The following is a 15,241-nucleotide window of genomic DNA, read 5'->3' as shown; positions in this document are numbered from 1 at the left end:
CGGTTTGTTATGACAAATCTGTATTAAAGTATATAGTTGGATACGTCAATATCCTGCGTAATCCTTCCCATCTTTTCTCTTATGTAATCGCCGTCAATCGTCACGTTCTTATCCTCCAGGTCAGGCGCCTCAAAGGAAATATCCTCGAGCACTCTTTCCAGGATGGTATAAAGCCTTCTGGCTCCGATATCCTCAGTCTCTTCATTGACGTGGGTGGCAATCTCGGCAATGGCATCGAGAGAGCTTTCCATAAACGTAATCGTCACGCCTTCTGTCTCAAGGAGCGATTCATACTGGCGGATCAGGGCCTGGCGCGGTTCTGTCAATATTTTCCTTAGATCTTCTTTTGTCAGGCTCGAGAGTTCCACGCGGACAGGGAAGCAGCCCTGAAGTTCAGGAATCAGGTCGCTTGGCTTGGATACATGGAAGGCACCGGCAGCAATGAACAGGATATGGTCTGTTTTCATCTGGCCATACTTCGTCTTTACGGTCGCTCCTTCTACGATGGGAAGGATATCCCTCTGCACGCCTTCTCTTGAGACATCTGCCCCGCTCGTATTGTTTCTTCCGGCAATCTTATCAATTTCATCAATAAAGATGATGCCTCGTTCTTCAGCCAGGCGGATTGCCTTTTCCTTGACGACTTCCATATCGACCATTTCTTCTGCGGCTTCCTCTGCCAGGATACTCTTAGCCTGACGGACAGTCACTCTCTTCTTGCGTGTTTTCTTAGGCATCATGTTGGAAAGCATCATGGAAATCTGATTGGCCTGTTCATTGTCTGAATCTCCGGAGGTTCCTGATTTGTCTTCGACCTCAATTTCAATCATGCGGTCATCAAGTTCCCCGCTCCTGATTCTTTCCAGAAGGTCCTTTCTTCTTTCCTTTTCTCCCTGATCAATGGCAGGTTCTGCTTTCTTTTCCCCGAAGATGATATCCATCGGGCTTCTGGTTTCCGTTTTCTTTGACGGCCACATAGCTTCCTGAATTTTCTTCAGGGCAGCCTCTTCGGCATCCTTCTTGTGGCGGTCTGCTTCTGTCTTCTTGACAAGGCGCACCGATTCTTCCGCCAGATCACGGACCATGGATTCTACATCTCTTCCGACATAGCCGACTTCCGTATACTTTGTCGCTTCCACTTTTACAAAAGGTGCATTGGTAAGGGAAGCAATCCTTCTTGCGATTTCCGTCTTGCCTACGCCGGTAGGCCCGATCAGGAGAATATTTTTCGGGCTGACTTCCTTTGCAATTTCAGGAGAAAGTTTGCTGGCGCGCCAGCGGTTTCTCAAAGCAACGGCCACGGATTTCTTGGCATCCTGCTGGCCGATGATGTACTGATCCAGATATTCTACAATACGTCTTGGCGTTAATTCATCATTCATTATATTTCCTCCACAATGACGTTGTGATTTGTATAAACACAGATATCTGCCGCTATATGAAGTGATTTCTCTGCGATTTCACGGGCAGAAAGATCTGTTACGGATACCAGTGCCCTGGCAGCTGCGAGCGCATAATTTCCGCCGCTTCCGATGGCAAGGATTCCGTCGTCAGGTTCTATGACTTCCCCGCTTCCGGATACAAGGAAAAGATGCTCCCCGTCTGTCATGATCAGGAGCGCTTCCAGTTTCTGTAGAACCCTGTCGCTTCTCCATTCCTTGGCAAACTCGACAGCCGCCCTGACCAGGTTGCCGTTGCAGTCGACCAGTTTTGATTCGAATTTATCAAAAAGAGCAAAGGCATCTGCCACTGAACCTGCAAAGCCTGCTATTACCTTGCCGTGATAAAGGCGTCTTACTTTACGCGCCGTATTTTTCATGATGACGGCATTGCCCATAGTGACCTGCCCGTCACCAGCTACTGCTGTATGTCCATCTTTCTTGACTGCCAATATTGTCGTTGCGTGAAACATATGACCTCCTTATACCTTTTAAATCCAATTGAACATATATAATTATTATACGTTGTTTGGAGACTCATCGTAAAGTGGAACGGATTTCTCCTGTCAGGATGATTCATTCTTGCAATTCCCTTGGTGCGTGATTATGATTATTTATATAGTTCCTTATTTCAGCGGGAGGTTATTTATGGAAATTTTAACAGACCCAGAGCAAATCAGGCAGCACATCAGAGATATCTACAAGCCCAATCATTTCATGATGGATTACTTCCATATCAACATTGAAGAGATTCACTGCGGAAGCGCAACGGTCAGCCTTAAGACTGACCCAGAAAAGCATAACAATCAGAGAGGCGTCATTCATGGAGGCGTTTTTGCAGCGCTTGCTGATTCCGTTACAGGCGTGACAAGCGCAACCGTAGGCGCTGTTGTTGCAACAGTTACGCTGACGATGAATTTCATCCGTACGGTAACGCCTGGAGAAACGATCCGCGTCACGAGCAAAGTCACTCACCGCGGCCGCTCTACCATTGCCATTACTGCTGAAATGCGCGACGAGGAAGGACGCCTTATGTCCAATATCCTGGCTAACATGATGGTCATCGGAGAATTTCCTGAAATCCCCCACCACTGGAACGGCTGATAAAAATCTCTGCAGAAAGTATTCAACCTGCTGCAGAGATTTTTTGTTACCCCTTATAATCATCACTATAAAAAGCAGTGTGCAAAATTACCGCACACTGCCTTTTCATTTTCATTCTTCATCAGAGCACAGGGGCTTCCCTGCATTCAGAAGACGGCTGATTCTATTCATTAAATTCTGGCAAGAGCCTGTTCCAGATCATTCAGGAGATCATCGACATTTTCAATGCCTACAGAAATACGTACTGTTCCCGGTGTGATTCCTGCTGCCTTCTGTGCTGCTTCATCAAGCTGCTGATGGGTAGTAGAAGCCGGATGAACGACGAGAGACTTGGAATCGCCTACATTGGCAAGATCGGAGAAGATTTCGAGGTTGTCGATGAATTTTCTGGCTGCCTCAAATCCGTCTTTCAGTTCAATGGAGAAAATGGAACCTGCGCCCTTCGGCAGGTATTTTTCCTGCAGTTTATGATATGGAGAAGATTTGAAGCCCGGATAGTTGACCTTTGCTACCTTTGGATGAGCTTCCAGGTATTCAGCCACCTTCGTTGCGTTGTAGACATGTCTTTCTACACGGAGGGACAGTGTTTCAAGACCCTGGATAAAGAACCATGCGGAGATCGGGGAAATGGCTGCACCGGTGTCTCTCAGCACCTTGGCACGGATTCTTGTTACGAAGCCGGCTCCCGGGATATCCGTTGCAAAATTGATTCCATGATAGGATGCATCTGGTTTCGCAAAGTGAGGATATCTTTCAGGCTGGTTCCAGTTGAATTCTCCGTTTTCAATAATAGCACCGCCGAGTGTCGTGCCGTGTCCGCCGATGAACTTTGTCGTGGAATGGATGGATACGTCAAGTCCGTGTTCCAGAGGACGGAATAAGTAAGGTGTAGCAAATGTATTATCAACGAGTACCGGAAGATTCTTGGCATGAGCGATATCCCTGATCAGATCAAAGTCCGGGATATTGATGGCCGGATTTCCCAGTGTTTCGATATAGACTGCTTTTGTCTTTGGCGTAATCGCCTTTTCGATTTCTTCCAGATGATCAGGATCCACGAAATGTGTCGTAATTCCGAGCTGCGGCAGTGTATCGGTAAAGAGCTCATAGGTGCCGCCGTAAAGGGTGGATGCGGCAACGATTTCATCACCGGCTCCTGCAATATTCAGAATGGAATACGTAACTGCTGCTGCGCCGCTTGCTACGGCAAGGCCTGCTGTGCCGCCTTCAAGGGCAGCCAGTCTCTTTTCCAGTACATCCTGCGTCGGATTGGTCAGGCGGCCGTAAATGTAACCCGGCTTGCGGAGTGCGAAGCGGTCTTCTGCTTCCTGTGCATCCTTGAATACATAGGATGTCGTTTGATAAATCGGAACGGCTCTTGCCCCTGTTACCGGATCCGGCACCTGGCCTGCATGCTGCTGTAATGTTTCAAAATGAAGTTTCTTTTCGCTCATCTTATTTTCCTCCCTTGGAAATCCGTTTATACGTGCAAATCATCCTGCACTCATTTTTAATACGCTTCTTCTATACTTCCCGGTCTCTTAACTACGACATCGCCTTTCCATCATAATGACTTCTCCTTTGCGCTTACTCAAAACGGATCATGAAGAGGCACTGCTCTTCATGTAATCAAAAAAGCCCCCATCCGTTTAGGACGAGAGCTTCGTGATTCCACCTAATTTTGCATATATGTCGCCATACATGCCTTAACAGGTACTTGGCCTGTGCCGCATACCGTGCCTCTGTATCGGGAGGACCCGGGAAAGCCTACTTGGTTACAGCCTTTCAAACTCAGAAATGCACTTCAACAGTTTTGACATATCCGCTTCCACTATCCGGACTCGCTTGGCTGCCGCCATCTGTTTACTCTTTTCTTCATCGTTTAGAGTTGCATTTAAATTACCATATGGGCAAATCTCTGTCAAGAAAATTATATAACGATTTTCTTTACCGCGTTACTCCGGTCGTCACATTGACCTTGATCGTATCGAGCGACATACCAGTCGTATGCTCGATTTCCCTTTGGATGCGGTCTCTCATCGTATGGATGATTTTCTTGATTTCCTGCGGTGTTCCGGGCTTTACGGAGACATCGATGAAAAGGATGAGCCCATTCATCTGGCCCGTGCTTTTCTCGCTTCTGACATGCGTAATGCGGATTTTTTTCATATCCCTGACTGCATAATACACCAGCGACTCAATGACACGGTCAGAAAACGAGAGCTTCCCGTAATAGCTGAAAACCGGCCTTACCACAGACCTTTCTTCATTCTCGCTGAAACGCTTCGGCATTTCCTTCTTCCTGTTGCGGAAGAAACGGAGCGGATCGATGAGGTACCCTTTGAAGTAAGGCTTCAGTTCCATAGTAGGAACAGGGATAACATGCTTTCCTTCCTTGTTTCTTGCTTCTTTTGCCTTAAGCATCTCATCCGGACGGGCTACGTCCTGGATCCTGATATACTTGGACGGTTTTGGAAGCCCCAGTGCCTTGCAGATCGTCTCTACCATGCGGTCCGACGTGCCAAGGATCAGGACACGCTTAGGATTGATTTTCTCAAGAGCCTGCCTGACTTCCTCTCTCTGCTCCGCATCCCAGAAAATAGCGCGCCTGACAGCCTTGAGCCGGCTTTCTTCGCGCTTGGCCGATTTTCCGGCCACGATTCTGCTGTGATAAATAAGGATTCCGTCGTCAATGATGCAGGACGCTTTATTTTCATAGGCTACAACAAGAGCCCTGTCGCTTTTTCCTGTTCCGGGTGGACCAAAAAATGCTATGACTTCCATTGCAGCCCGCCTTCTTTCTTAAAAAATCAATCAATTCATAAAGAGAATACTTAATGGATTATTCTTCTCCGACAATCTGTACTTCCGTATGCAGATCGACGCCATAGGCTTCCTTCACTTTTTCCTGTACTGCATGAATCAGCTGAAGCATATCCTCGCAGCTGGCATTGCCGTTATTGATCAGGAATCCTGCATGCATTTCGCTCACCTGGGCATCTCCGACAGAAAATCCCTTAAGCCCTAATTCTTCTATCATCTGGCCTACGAAATGGCCCTCAGGGCGTTTAAAGGTACTTCCTGCGCTCTTCTTGTCCAGCGGCTGCTTGGACCTGCGCCTCCCGTTCAGATCATCCATAAGCGCCTTGATATCGTTTTCATTGCCTTCCTTGAGGGAGAGTGTAATATCGACAATGACCTCGCCCTTCTGCATGAAACGGCTTTGGCGGTAAGAATATCCCAGATCCTTTTTGTCATAAACAACAAGGTCGCCGCTCGTATCGCAGACCGTTGCCCGGGAAATGATTTTTGACATTTCCCCGCCATACGCGCCTGCATTCATGAATGCAGCTCCGCCGATAGAGCCCGGGATGCCGCTTGCAAATTCCATCCCGGAAAGGCCGTATGAAAGAGCCTTTCTGGCAACAGCGGCCGTCGGAATGCCGCTTGATACTTTAAGCGTATTTCCTATTCTTTCAATGCCCTGGAGACGGGACGTGCAGATGACAACACCGCGTATGCCCTTGTCCCTGACAAGAAGATTGGCACCGCCGCCAAGGATGAAGAGTGGCAGATTATTCTTCCTGACCAGTTTGGTAATGATGCATAATTCTTCTGTCGTTTCAGGCAGCAGAAAAAAATCAGCGGGCCCGCCAATACCAAATGTCGTATGCCTGCTCATAGGTTCGTTCACTTTTATTTGATTTTCTCCTAAAACACCGGAGAAAAGATTTGCGTCATTTAAATTCATATAGATTCCTTTTCCATTAATTTTTATGCTTCTCCTATTATAAATTTAGCAGGCATCATCGTCAATGAATAATAACGAATAATATATTCAATAAATGCACGTAAAAAGCGCACTGATATCAAATCAAAAGAAAAACCGCGGCATGAAGGCCGCGGTTTTTGATTCAGGTTGTCATTTTAGAAAAGATTATTTCTTTTCAACCAGTTTCAGGTCAACAGCAATATTCTTTTCTACATTTTCATGCTTAGCAAGCTTAATAGCGGTATCAACGCCGATTTCGCCCATCTTATCTGGCTGCTGAGCAATGGTAGCTGCCATTTCGCCGTCGTTGACAGCTTTGATGCCGTCAGCAGTGCCGTCGAAGCCGATAATCAGGAGCTGCTTGTTAGCAGCTTTTGCTGCGCTGACTGCGCCAAGAGCCATTTCGTCATTCTGAGCGAAAATAGCCTTGATTTCAGGATTTGCCTGGAGAATATTTTCAGTAACTGTCAGGCCCTTGCTTCTGTCAAAGTCTGCGCTCTGCTTAGCAACAACCTTCAGTTTATTGTCGGCAATGTTATGGAAGCCCTGGCCGCGTTCACGTGTAGCAGATGCGCCTGGAATACCTTCCAGTTCAGCAACCGGAACACCTTCGCCAAGTTTAGAAACGATGAAGTTAGCTGCCATTTCGCCGCCTTTGACGTTGTTGGAAGCGATATGAGCTGCAACTTCGCCCTTATCGGAAGAGCGGTCAATGGTGATAACCGGAATCTTTGCCTTATTTGCTGCGATGACAGAGTTGGAGATGGCAGCGGAGTCAACCGGGTTTACGATGAGTACGCTGATGTTGCCCTGGAGCAGATCTGCGATATCATTAGCCTGCTTTGCAGGGTCGTTCTGAGCATCAACGATTTTAACATTGACACCGGCTTTATCAGCAGCGGCTTTTACGCTGTTAGCCATGGTTACGAAGAACGGGTTGTTCTGTGTGGAAACAGAGAAGCCGATCGTAACATTCTTGGAGCCAGAAGCTGCTCCGTTGGACTTCTTATCAGAAGAGCCGCAGCCTGCGACAGAAATAAGTGCTGCACCGATCATTGCAGCCAAAGCGATTTTCTTTAACAATTGTCTTCCTCCTTAGTTTTTCTTGCGATCCATAAGTACTGCGAGCAAAATAACTATACCTTTGACAACCTGCTGGTAGAAGCTGGATACGTTCAGTATGTTAAGACCGTTGTTCAATGTACCAATGATCAGAGCACCGATCAAAGTACCGGAAATACGGCCTTTACCGCCGGCCAGAGATGTACCGCCAAGTACTACTGCAGCAATAGCATCAAGTTCATAACCCATGCCGGCTGTAGGCTGGGCACTGTTCAGACGAGCAGTCAGGATAGCGCCTGCCACCGCACAAAGGCATCCAGTCAAAGCATACGCAAAAATCTTGATTCTGTCAATCTTAATCCCGGAAATGTAGGAGACCTTTTCATTGCCGCCTACTGCATAAGTCTGACGTCCAAGAGGAGTCTTCTTCAGGATGAAGTACAGGATGAAGAATGCAATCAGCATGACAATCGCAGGAACCGGAATTCCAAGGACAAATCCCTGACCAAAACCGGTGAAGAGAGGATCATCTGTCAATCCGCTGATCGGGTTGCCGTTTGTATAAACAAGGGTAGCACCGCGGTAAATAGTCATGGTAGCCAGTGTAGCAATAAAAGGTGCGACCTTGCCATAAGAAATGATGATGCCGTTCACGGCTCCCAGAAGGATGCCGATGAAAGCAGAGAACACGATTGCCATTTCCGGATTCGTGCCTTTGGCAATCATGCTTGCCATAAGTGCACTGGAAAGAGCCAGAATGGAACCGACAGACAGGTCAATGCCGCCCGTCAGGATGACGAAGGTCATGCCAAAGGCGATCAGTGCATTGATGGAAATCTGTCTGGCCAGGTTTCTTAAGTTAGATGGATCGATGAAACTGTCATTCAATACAGAAATGACAATAAAGAGAAGAATCAGCCCGATCAGCGGACCCATTTCTCTTACAATGTTTTTTACTTTAGCGGAATTCATTCTTTTTACTCTCCTCCGGTTGCAAGCGTCATAATTCTTGTCTGTGTTGCATCTTTATGATCAACGATTCCAGCCACACGGCCTTCATGGATAACCATGATTCTGTCACTCATCCCGATGACTTCCGGAAGTTCGGAAGAAACCATGATGATGGACACGCCCTTGGCGGTCAGTTCATTCATCAAATCATAAATATCCTTCTTCGCGCCGATATCGATGCCTCTTGTCGGTTCGTCGAGGATCAGAAGTTTGGGGTGCATGCCTACCCACTTGGCAATGACGACCTTCTGCTGATTGCCGCCAGAGAGTGTGCTTGCTGCCAAATCAATGCTCTGTGCTTTAACCCCCAAACGATGGGAAAGTTCTTCGGAAAAATCCCGTTCAGCTTTGGCATTGATGACATGGCCCTTGGCCAGTCTTTCTTCACTGGGAAGCGCAATATTCTTTCCGATTGAGAAGTCAAGGATCAGACCTTCGGATTTTCTGTTTTCTGTAATGAACCCGAAACCATGATTGATTGCATCAAGCGGCTTCTTGATTATGATTTCCTTTCCTTCCAGGTACAGCTTGCCGGATTCATGTGGATCGACGCCAAAAATGGCTCTCATGATTTCCGTACGTCCTGCGCCCATGAGCCCTGCCACGCCAAGGATCTCGCCCTTCCTGACGGAGAAGGAAACATCACGGAACACGCCGGGCTGTGTGAAGTTTTCCACGCGGAATACTTCATCGCCCGGAACGTTCGTACGAACCGGATAATATTCGCTCATGACACGGCCAACCATATCATTGACAATCTGGTCCATTCCTGTTTCTTCAGTAGGACGCGTACTGATTGTCTGTCCGTCACGCATGACGGTGATTGTATCACAGTTATTGAATACTTCTTCCATGCGGTGGGAAATATAAATGACAGATACGCCGTTGTTCTTCAATGTCTTCATGACGGCAAAAAGGCTGTCGGTTTCACGTTCTGTCAAAGCAGCTGTCGGTTCGTCCATGATGACCGTCTTGGCATCAAGCATCAGGTTTCGTGTAATTTCAGTCATCTGCTGCTGGCCTACGGAGCACTCCCCTGCAATTGCATCGAGGGGAAGTTCAATTCCGATTTCCTTGCATTTTGCTTCAGCGCGTCTTCTCATTTCCTTGAAGTCAATCAGTCCCAGACGGGTTCTGGGCTGGTTTGTCGGGAAGAGATTTTCAAGCACTGACAAGTTCGGCCATATATTGAGTTCCTGATGAATAAAAGCAATGCCATGCTCTTCTGCATCCTTATTGTTCTGGAATGTGACTTCCTTTCCATCGACAAGAATCGTTCCGGCATCCGCTTTATGAATCCCTGTTAAAATATTCATCAATGTAGATTTGCCTGCCCCGTTTTCGCCCATCAAAGCATGCACTTCGCCAGGACGAATATGGAGATTGACTCCCCCGAGTACTTTATTCGTACCGAAGGATCTGCAAATCCCTACCATATTTATATCCATGTACTTCAAATTCCTCTCTTAGAAGATGACTCCGGACTGGAGAATAATATTGGAGAAAGGAGTAACTTCTCCTGTCCTGATGACAGTCTTGCAGTCCTTTTCCATTGCTTTCAGCTGTTCGTGGTCCTTCAGCATGACCCATTCGACTTTGTCCTCCGGGAATACTTCTTTCAGTGCTTCCCACTGCTTTGGATTCTTGGATGCAGTTTCCGGTGCCAGATAGATTTTCTCTATCTGCATGTTCTTTGCCACTTCTTTGGCCACTTCGATAAAGAGCGGTTCACCGAAACGAAGCGCAAGATCGATTTTCTCTACGCCATTCGGCACAGGAAGTCCGCAGTCGCCAATGCAGATTTTATCTGTATGGCCCAGATCTGCCAGAACTTTAGCAATGCTGCTGTTTAAGATTCCATACTTGTTCATGAAAGCATCTCCTCCACTTCACTGCGCCAAGGCATGCCGCCCTGAGCGCCAATCTTCTGAACTGAAAGCGCCGCTGCCGCATTGGCAAAACGTACTGCCTCCTTGAGCGGAAGCCCGTCACATCTTGCAGCTGCGAAAGCGCCGTTGAATGTATCCCCTGCCCCGGTCGTATCTACTGCAGAGACAGTAAATCCGGAAACATGAACCACATCATCGCCGTCTCCGTAAACAACGCCTTCTTTTCCTACGGTCATGATGACCTTTCCGGCATGGGCTTTCAGAATTTCATCACGGTCCATTCCTTCAAACATCAGCGCTGCTTCATGTTCGTTCGGAGTCAGGTATGTAACTTTTTCAATCCATTCTTCAGGGATATCCATATAAGGTGCAGGATTCAGCATGACCGGAATCCCTTCTTCATAGCACCTGTCAATGATATATCCAATGGTATCCATGGGAATCTCATGCTGGAGCATGACAAGCGAAGATGTCTTGATGATGTCGAAAGCAGAATCAACTACATTTTTATCTACTTTATCATTAGCACCCTTCAATACGATAATGCTGTTATCGCCTTCTGCCAGAATGATGTGCGCCGTGCCGGTCGCTTCATTATCCAGGACAGACACATAATCCGTATTCACGCCGTTTTCTTTGAGCGTATCGAGCATCATGCTGCCATAAGCGTCATTGCCAACACAGCCAATCATATATACCTTTTCCCCAAGTCGGGCTGCTGCTACTGCCTGATTGGCCCCTTTTCCTCCAGGAGAAACGATCAGTCTCTTTCCCATAACTGTTTCGCCGGCTTGTGGTCTTCTGTCGGCCTCGATCATGAGATCCATGCTACAGCTGCCTATCACAGAAATATGACCCATATAACCTCCCTGATATGTATATACTTAATGTAAAGTCAACGCTACTATTCTATCATAAAAGAACCTGAGAAAAAAGAATTCTTAAGAAATAAAACTCTCCTATTTGTAAATTCTCTTAAATCAGCGCTGTTATGCCTGTAAAAACAGCATCCATATCTCATTTCCCCTTATGCAGGCATAGTATTTTCCTTATTATATATGAAATTCCCTGTTCCGTTAAAGACATTATGCATTCCTGAACTTCTTTTAGTAAGGATTTCTGATAGTTTCTGCCCAACAAAAAACCAGAGATCCCTGATGAGAAGTCTCTGGTTTTTATTATCATTATTATCCTTTGGCCAATCAGCGGTCAACGTTTGTCATTTCTTTGGCATCAACCCAGCGGTCATATTCTTCTTCGGTTACGTAGCCAAGATCAAGAGCCGCTTCTTTGAGGGAGCTGTTGTCAGCAAATGCCTTCTTTGCGATTTTAGCAGACTTTTCATAGCCGATATGCGGGGACAATGCAGTAACGAGCATCAGAGATTTTTCTACGAGTTCTTCCATGCGGTCTTCATTGACCTGGATTCCCTGTGCGCAGTGAATATCAAAGGAATGGATAGCTTCGCTCAAGAGTTTGACGGATTCGATGAAGCTGTCAGCAAGAATCGGGGCATAGACGTTAAGTTCAAAACGGCCCTGGGAGGATGCCATGGAAACTGCTGCCTGATTGCCATGAACGCGGCATGCAACCATTGTCAGCGCTTCGCACTGTGTCGGATTCACCTTGCCCGGCATGATGGAGGATCCTGGTTCATTGGCAGGGATGGTCAGTTCTCCGAGCCCTGCTCTGGGGCCGCCTGCCAGAAGGCGGAGGTCATCAGCAAATTTCATGCAGTCGCCGGCCAGCGCATCCAAAGCGCCGTGCGTAAAGACGATATCATCTCTGGCTGTCAGGGCGTAGAATTTATTGGGAGCTGAAGTAAACGGAATCCCTGTTTCCTCAGCAATTGCCCTGGAAACCTGTTCTCCGAACCCATTCGGGCTGTTAAGACCGGTTCCTACGGCCGTGCCGCCGATGGCAAGTTCATGGAGATACTTTTCCCCATCCTGAATCATTTTCTTGCTCTGGATCAGCATCTGTGTCCAGCCGGATACTTCCTGACCGAATGTCAGCGGAACAGCATCCTGCACGTGGGTGCGTCCGATTTTGACGGTATGCATGTATTCTTCACTCTTTGCAGTAAAGGTAGCTGTCAGTTCATCAATAGAGCCATAGAGGTATTTATGAAGGACACCTACAGCTGCTATATGCATGGCTGTGGGGAATGTATCATTGGATGACTGTGACATATTCACATCATCATTCGGATGAACTCTCTTTTCGCTCTTTGCTTCTGCCAGTTTCAAATTGGCAATGTGGGCAACCACTTCATTCATGTTCATGTTGCTCTGTGTGCCTGAACCGGTCTGGTACACAACGAGCGGGAATTCATCAGGCCATTTTCCTGCCATGATTTCATCGCAGGCTTCACGGATTGCCGCACCCTTTTCAGGATCGAGATCACCGTTTTCTTCATTGACCTTTGCTGCACATTTTTTCAATACAGCAAAAGCATGAATAATTTCTTCCGGCATTTTTCTGCCGATTTTGAAATTTTCGAAGGAGCGCTGCGTCTGAGCACCCCACATATGATCCGCCGGTACGCGGACTTCGCCAAGTGAATCATGTTCAATACGGTATTCCATCATTCCACAGCCCTTTCTATACTAACTATATTCTATATAATAATACTATCTTATTTTATCATTTTTATATGTTATAAGGAAACACTTCAAAATGGATTCCCGATGAAATTTACAAAAAGGATTTTACAAAACCGGGCAAATGATGTATGATAATTCACGTAGCTTTGCAATGTTGATTTATGGCAGCCTCCGGGCCCCGTGCAATAGAATCCCATGAACCCTGTCAGGTCCGAGAGGAAGCAGCAGTAAGTGGTCCTTTCCATGTGCCACGGTGCATCCTGGAGACTGTCATAAATGAGGATTGCAAGGCTTTTTTGCTGCGTTTCATTATACAGATGCCGCAATCTCTATCGCGGCTTATTTTTTTGGTATAATACTTTTAGACTACGTTCAAAAGTTGAATTCATATTACTGGTACGGTGACTGCAATGGCTTATCAAGCACTTTATAGACAATGGAGACCACAGACTTTTTCAGATGTCGTCGGGCAGAAGCATGTCTCGACGACACTGCAGCGCGCGCTTGAGCAGGGCCGCCTCGCACACGCTTACCTCTTCTCCGGCCCGAGGGGTACAGGAAAGACGAGCATGGCAAGAATCCTCGCCAAGGCGGTGAACTGCGAACATCCCCATGACGGCAACCCCTGCAATGAATGCAGAAACTGTCTTGAAATCAGTTCCGGATCCTCCCTTGATGTGTATGAAATCGATGCCGCATCCAACCGAGGCATTGAAGAAATCAGGGCGCTGAAGGAATCTGTCAGGACACTTCCCTCTGCCTGCAGGAAGAAAGTCTATATTATCGACGAAGTTCACATGCTTTCCAATGAAGCATTCAATGCACTTTTAAAGACACTCGAAGAACCTCCGTCCTATGTCCTTTTCATCCTGGCAACGACGGAGCCGGGTAAGATTCCCCTCACAATCCTTTCCAGATGCCAGACATACGATTTCAGGAGAATCTCCACGGAAGATATTTCCGACCACCTGATGTACATAGCCGGCCAGGCAAAATTTCCTCTTACAGAAGAAGCGGCCGATCTTATAGCAGTCCGCTCAGACGGCGGCTTAAGAGATGCGCTTTCCCTTCTCGACAAGTGCGTTTCTTCCTGTGAAGGAAGCACGCTTGATGCCGAGTCCGTCCAGGACCTCCTGGGCCTTACGGGAAAAGAGCAGCTGATTTCCCTGTCACGCCATATTTTCAAAGGAGAAAGCGGAGAGGCTCTTTCTGTATTTTATGATATCCTTCAGAGCGGCAGGGAACCGGCATCCATATTAAGAGATCTCCTCGAGCATTTCAGGAATCTGATGGTCTGCCGGATCGATCCTGATACGCCCGAGCTCCTTGCTTATGGCAGACTTTCTGATGAAATAAAGAAAGATGCGGAAAGCCTCTCAGAGCCTTATCTGGATGCTCTCTTCGAAGCCCTGCATGAATCCCTGCAGGATCTCAAATGGAACACATTCCCGAAAATGAGCGCAGAAATGGGAATTCTCCGTCTCTGCCGCGTAAAGGGAAGCCGCGCGGCAGACAGCCTTGCGGAAAGAGTCAGCCAGCTTGAGAAGGAAGTGGAAAGCTTGAAGAAAATCATTTCCCTCAAGAATGCATTCCCTGCCCCTTCCCCCGCATCCGCGCCTGCCCCGGCTGCTCCCTTAGAGCCATCCTTTGGCCCGCCTCCAGAAATCCCGCCATTTTCTCCGCCTTCAGCAGAAGAAAAGCCGGCAGAAATCATAATGCCAAAAGCAAAGCCCGCCATGCCGGCTTCCACGCCAAAGGAAACGAAAAAGCTAGGGAGCACAGCGAAAAAGAAATCTTCTTCCATCGAACCGGCAGCAAGTACGCCTGCGGCAAATGCGCCGTCTTCATTGATCGATCCTGCCTCTTACAGCGGCATCTGGGAAAAGGTTCTTTCCTATTTCAAGGCAATCCACAGGGTGGAAATCTACACCTGTTACAGAAAAGGAACCCTGATTTATGCCAATAATGCCAGAGCCGTCATTACGGCGCCGCAACAGTTCCTTGTCATCATGGGAAACAACAAGTCCTATCAGACAATTGCCGCTGAAGCGTTCCAGAAAATAGTCGGCTCCCCGATACTCCTTCATGTCGTTCTTGAAGGAAGCGGAGAAGAAGCAGAGACAAAAGCTCTCCTTGCCAAGGAAATGGAATCTTCTGCTGCGCCGACCCCTTCAGGAAAAGAGGAACCTGCCAAGAACGAAGGCGGCTACAAACTTGTCAGCAAGGACGAGATCGCCCAGTCTGATCTGGAAGACCCATCTTTCAAGGAAGCCTTGAAAATGCTCCCTGACTATGATATATATGAAAAAGACTAACTTCTAATAGTTTTGCCTAACCATCCATTTACATTCATTTAGG

The 15,241-nt window shown here is 47.3% G+C and carries 13 protein-coding genes and 1 other RNA gene; 3 read left to right on the top strand and 11 right to left on the bottom strand.

The features are described from left to right. Positions 1 to 23 precede the first annotated feature (23 nt). Positions 24 to 1,382 (bottom strand): ATP-dependent protease ATPase subunit HslU, encoded by a 1,359-nt coding sequence (hslU, locus tag Dia5BBH33_RS03330; protein WP_143332382.1) that lies wholly within the window; start codon positions 1,380 to 1,382, stop codon positions 24 to 26. After that, the gene (gene hslV / locus Dia5BBH33_RS03325) at positions 1,382 to 1,912 is read right to left on the bottom strand and encodes an ATP-dependent protease subunit HslV (protein WP_022382408.1); all 531 of its coding nucleotides are present in this window, start codon (positions 1,910 to 1,912) and stop codon (positions 1,382 to 1,384) included. Before hslV ends, hslU begins: the two co-directional genes overlap by 1 nt. Before the next feature lie 175 nt (positions 1,913 to 2,087). On the opposite strand from hslV, the gene Dia5BBH33_RS03320 reads away from it, so the two are divergent. Beyond that, positions 2,088 to 2,543 carry a PaaI family thioesterase gene (locus tag Dia5BBH33_RS03320; RefSeq protein ID WP_022381488.1) on the top strand — a complete coding sequence of 152 codons (456 nt, stop codon included), beginning with the start codon at positions 2,088 to 2,090 and terminating at the stop codon, positions 2,541 to 2,543. A gap of 170 nt (positions 2,544 to 2,713) precedes the next feature. On the opposite strand, the gene Dia5BBH33_RS03315 is transcribed toward Dia5BBH33_RS03320, so the two are convergent. The 9 genes from Dia5BBH33_RS03315 to fumC all read right to left on the bottom strand — a co-directional run bounded on the left by Dia5BBH33_RS03315 (position 2,714) and on the right by fumC (position 12,865). Further along, complete coding sequence (locus Dia5BBH33_RS03315; RefSeq protein ID WP_143332381.1) at positions 2,714 to 3,997, bottom strand: O-acetylhomoserine aminocarboxypropyltransferase/cysteine synthase family protein; 1,284 nt, start codon at positions 3,995 to 3,997, stop codon at positions 2,714 to 2,716. Positions 3,998 to 4,490: 493 nt separating this feature from the next. Next, entirely contained in the window at positions 4,491 to 5,327 is an 837-nt protein-coding gene (locus Dia5BBH33_RS03310) for a hypothetical protein (protein WP_108849849.1), read from the bottom strand. A 58-nt stretch (positions 5,328 to 5,385) separates the two neighbouring features. After that, positions 5,386 to 6,294, bottom strand: a complete 909-nt coding sequence (murB, locus tag Dia5BBH33_RS03305; protein WP_143332380.1) for a UDP-N-acetylmuramate dehydrogenase — start codon at positions 6,292 to 6,294, stop codon at positions 5,386 to 5,388. A gap of 186 nt (positions 6,295 to 6,480) precedes the next feature. Then, a complete protein-coding gene (gene rbsB, locus Dia5BBH33_RS03300) occupies positions 6,481 to 7,371 on the bottom strand; it encodes a ribose ABC transporter substrate-binding protein RbsB (RefSeq protein ID WP_370797267.1) in 891 nt (296 codons plus the stop codon). 39 nt (positions 7,372 to 7,410) lie between these two features. Next, entirely contained in the window at positions 7,411 to 8,349 is a 939-nt protein-coding gene (locus Dia5BBH33_RS03295; RefSeq protein ID WP_022381971.1) for an ABC transporter permease subunit, read from the bottom strand. A gap of 5 nt (positions 8,350 to 8,354) precedes the next feature. Further along, positions 8,355 to 9,836, bottom strand: a complete 1,482-nt coding sequence (locus Dia5BBH33_RS03290; RefSeq protein ID WP_143332379.1) for a sugar ABC transporter ATP-binding protein — start codon at positions 9,834 to 9,836, stop codon at positions 8,355 to 8,357. Positions 9,837 to 9,854: 18 nt separating this feature from the next. Continuing rightward, the gene (gene rbsD / locus Dia5BBH33_RS03285) at positions 9,855 to 10,259 is read right to left on the bottom strand and encodes a D-ribose pyranase (RefSeq protein ID WP_108849854.1); all 405 of its coding nucleotides are present in this window, start codon (positions 10,257 to 10,259) and stop codon (positions 9,855 to 9,857) included. After that, positions 10,256 to 11,137 (bottom strand): ribokinase, encoded by an 882-nt coding sequence (gene rbsK, locus Dia5BBH33_RS03280; RefSeq protein WP_143332378.1) that lies wholly within the window; start codon positions 11,135 to 11,137, stop codon positions 10,256 to 10,258. The genes rbsD and rbsK overlap by 4 nt, the downstream gene beginning before the upstream one ends. Before the next feature lie 342 nt (positions 11,138 to 11,479). Beyond that, on the bottom strand, positions 11,480 to 12,865 hold the full coding sequence (gene fumC / locus Dia5BBH33_RS03275) for a class II fumarate hydratase (RefSeq protein WP_144269396.1): 1,386 nt from the start codon (positions 12,863 to 12,865) through the stop codon (positions 11,480 to 11,482). A gap of 187 nt (positions 12,866 to 13,052) precedes the next feature. Here fumC and ffs point away from each other — a divergent pair. After that, positions 13,053 to 13,152: signal recognition particle sRNA small type (gene ffs / locus Dia5BBH33_RS11485), an RNA gene on the top strand. Between the two features lie 141 nt (positions 13,153 to 13,293). After that, the gene (gene dnaX / locus Dia5BBH33_RS03265; RefSeq protein ID WP_143332377.1) at positions 13,294 to 15,198 is read left to right on the top strand and encodes a DNA polymerase III subunit gamma/tau; all 1,905 of its coding nucleotides are present in this window, start codon (positions 13,294 to 13,296) and stop codon (positions 15,196 to 15,198) included. Positions 15,199 to 15,241: the final 43 nt, after the last annotated feature.

The organism is Dialister hominis, from assembly GCF_007164725.1.
Lineage (GTDB): Bacteria > Bacillota > Negativicutes > Veillonellales > Dialisteraceae > Dialister > Dialister hominis.
The sequence above is the reverse complement of the archived record's forward strand: the minus strand, read 5'-3'. Positions and strand labels throughout refer to the sequence as shown.

Coding starts and splice junctions, on each gene's coding strand:
- hslV (WP_022382408.1), bottom strand. CDS start 1,912: ATGTTTCACGCAACGACAATATTGGCAGTCAAGAAAGATGGACATACA.
- fumC (WP_144269396.1), bottom strand. CDS start 12,865: ATGGAATACCGTATTGAACATGATTCACTTGGCGAAGTCCGCGTACCG.
- hslU (WP_143332382.1), bottom strand. CDS start 1,382: ATGAATGATGAATTAACGCCAAGACGTATTGTAGAATATCTGGATCAG.
- rbsB (WP_370797267.1), bottom strand. CDS start 7,371: ATGATCGGTGCAGCACTTATTTCTGTCGCAGGCTGCGGCTCTTCTGAT.
- rbsK (WP_143332378.1), bottom strand. CDS start 11,137: ATGGGTCATATTTCTGTGATAGGCAGCTGTAGCATGGATCTCATGATC.
- dnaX (WP_143332377.1), top strand. CDS start 13,294: ATGGCTTATCAAGCACTTTATAGACAATGGAGACCACAGACTTTTTCA.
- Dia5BBH33_RS03310 (WP_108849849.1), bottom strand. CDS start 5,327: ATGGAAGTCATAGCATTTTTTGGTCCACCCGGAACAGGAAAAAGCGAC.
- Dia5BBH33_RS03320 (WP_022381488.1), top strand. CDS start 2,088: ATGGAAATTTTAACAGACCCAGAGCAAATCAGGCAGCACATCAGAGAT.
- Dia5BBH33_RS03295 (WP_022381971.1), bottom strand. CDS start 8,349: ATGAATTCCGCTAAAGTAAAAAACATTGTAAGAGAAATGGGTCCGCTG.
- murB (WP_143332380.1), bottom strand. CDS start 6,294: ATGAATTTAAATGACGCAAATCTTTTCTCCGGTGTTTTAGGAGAAAAT.
- Dia5BBH33_RS03290 (WP_143332379.1), bottom strand. CDS start 9,836: ATGGATATAAATATGGTAGGGATTTGCAGATCCTTCGGTACGAATAAA.
- rbsD (WP_108849854.1), bottom strand. CDS start 10,259: ATGAACAAGTATGGAATCTTAAACAGCAGCATTGCTAAAGTTCTGGCA.
- Dia5BBH33_RS03315 (WP_143332381.1), bottom strand. CDS start 3,997: ATGAGCGAAAAGAAACTTCATTTTGAAACATTACAGCAGCATGCAGGC.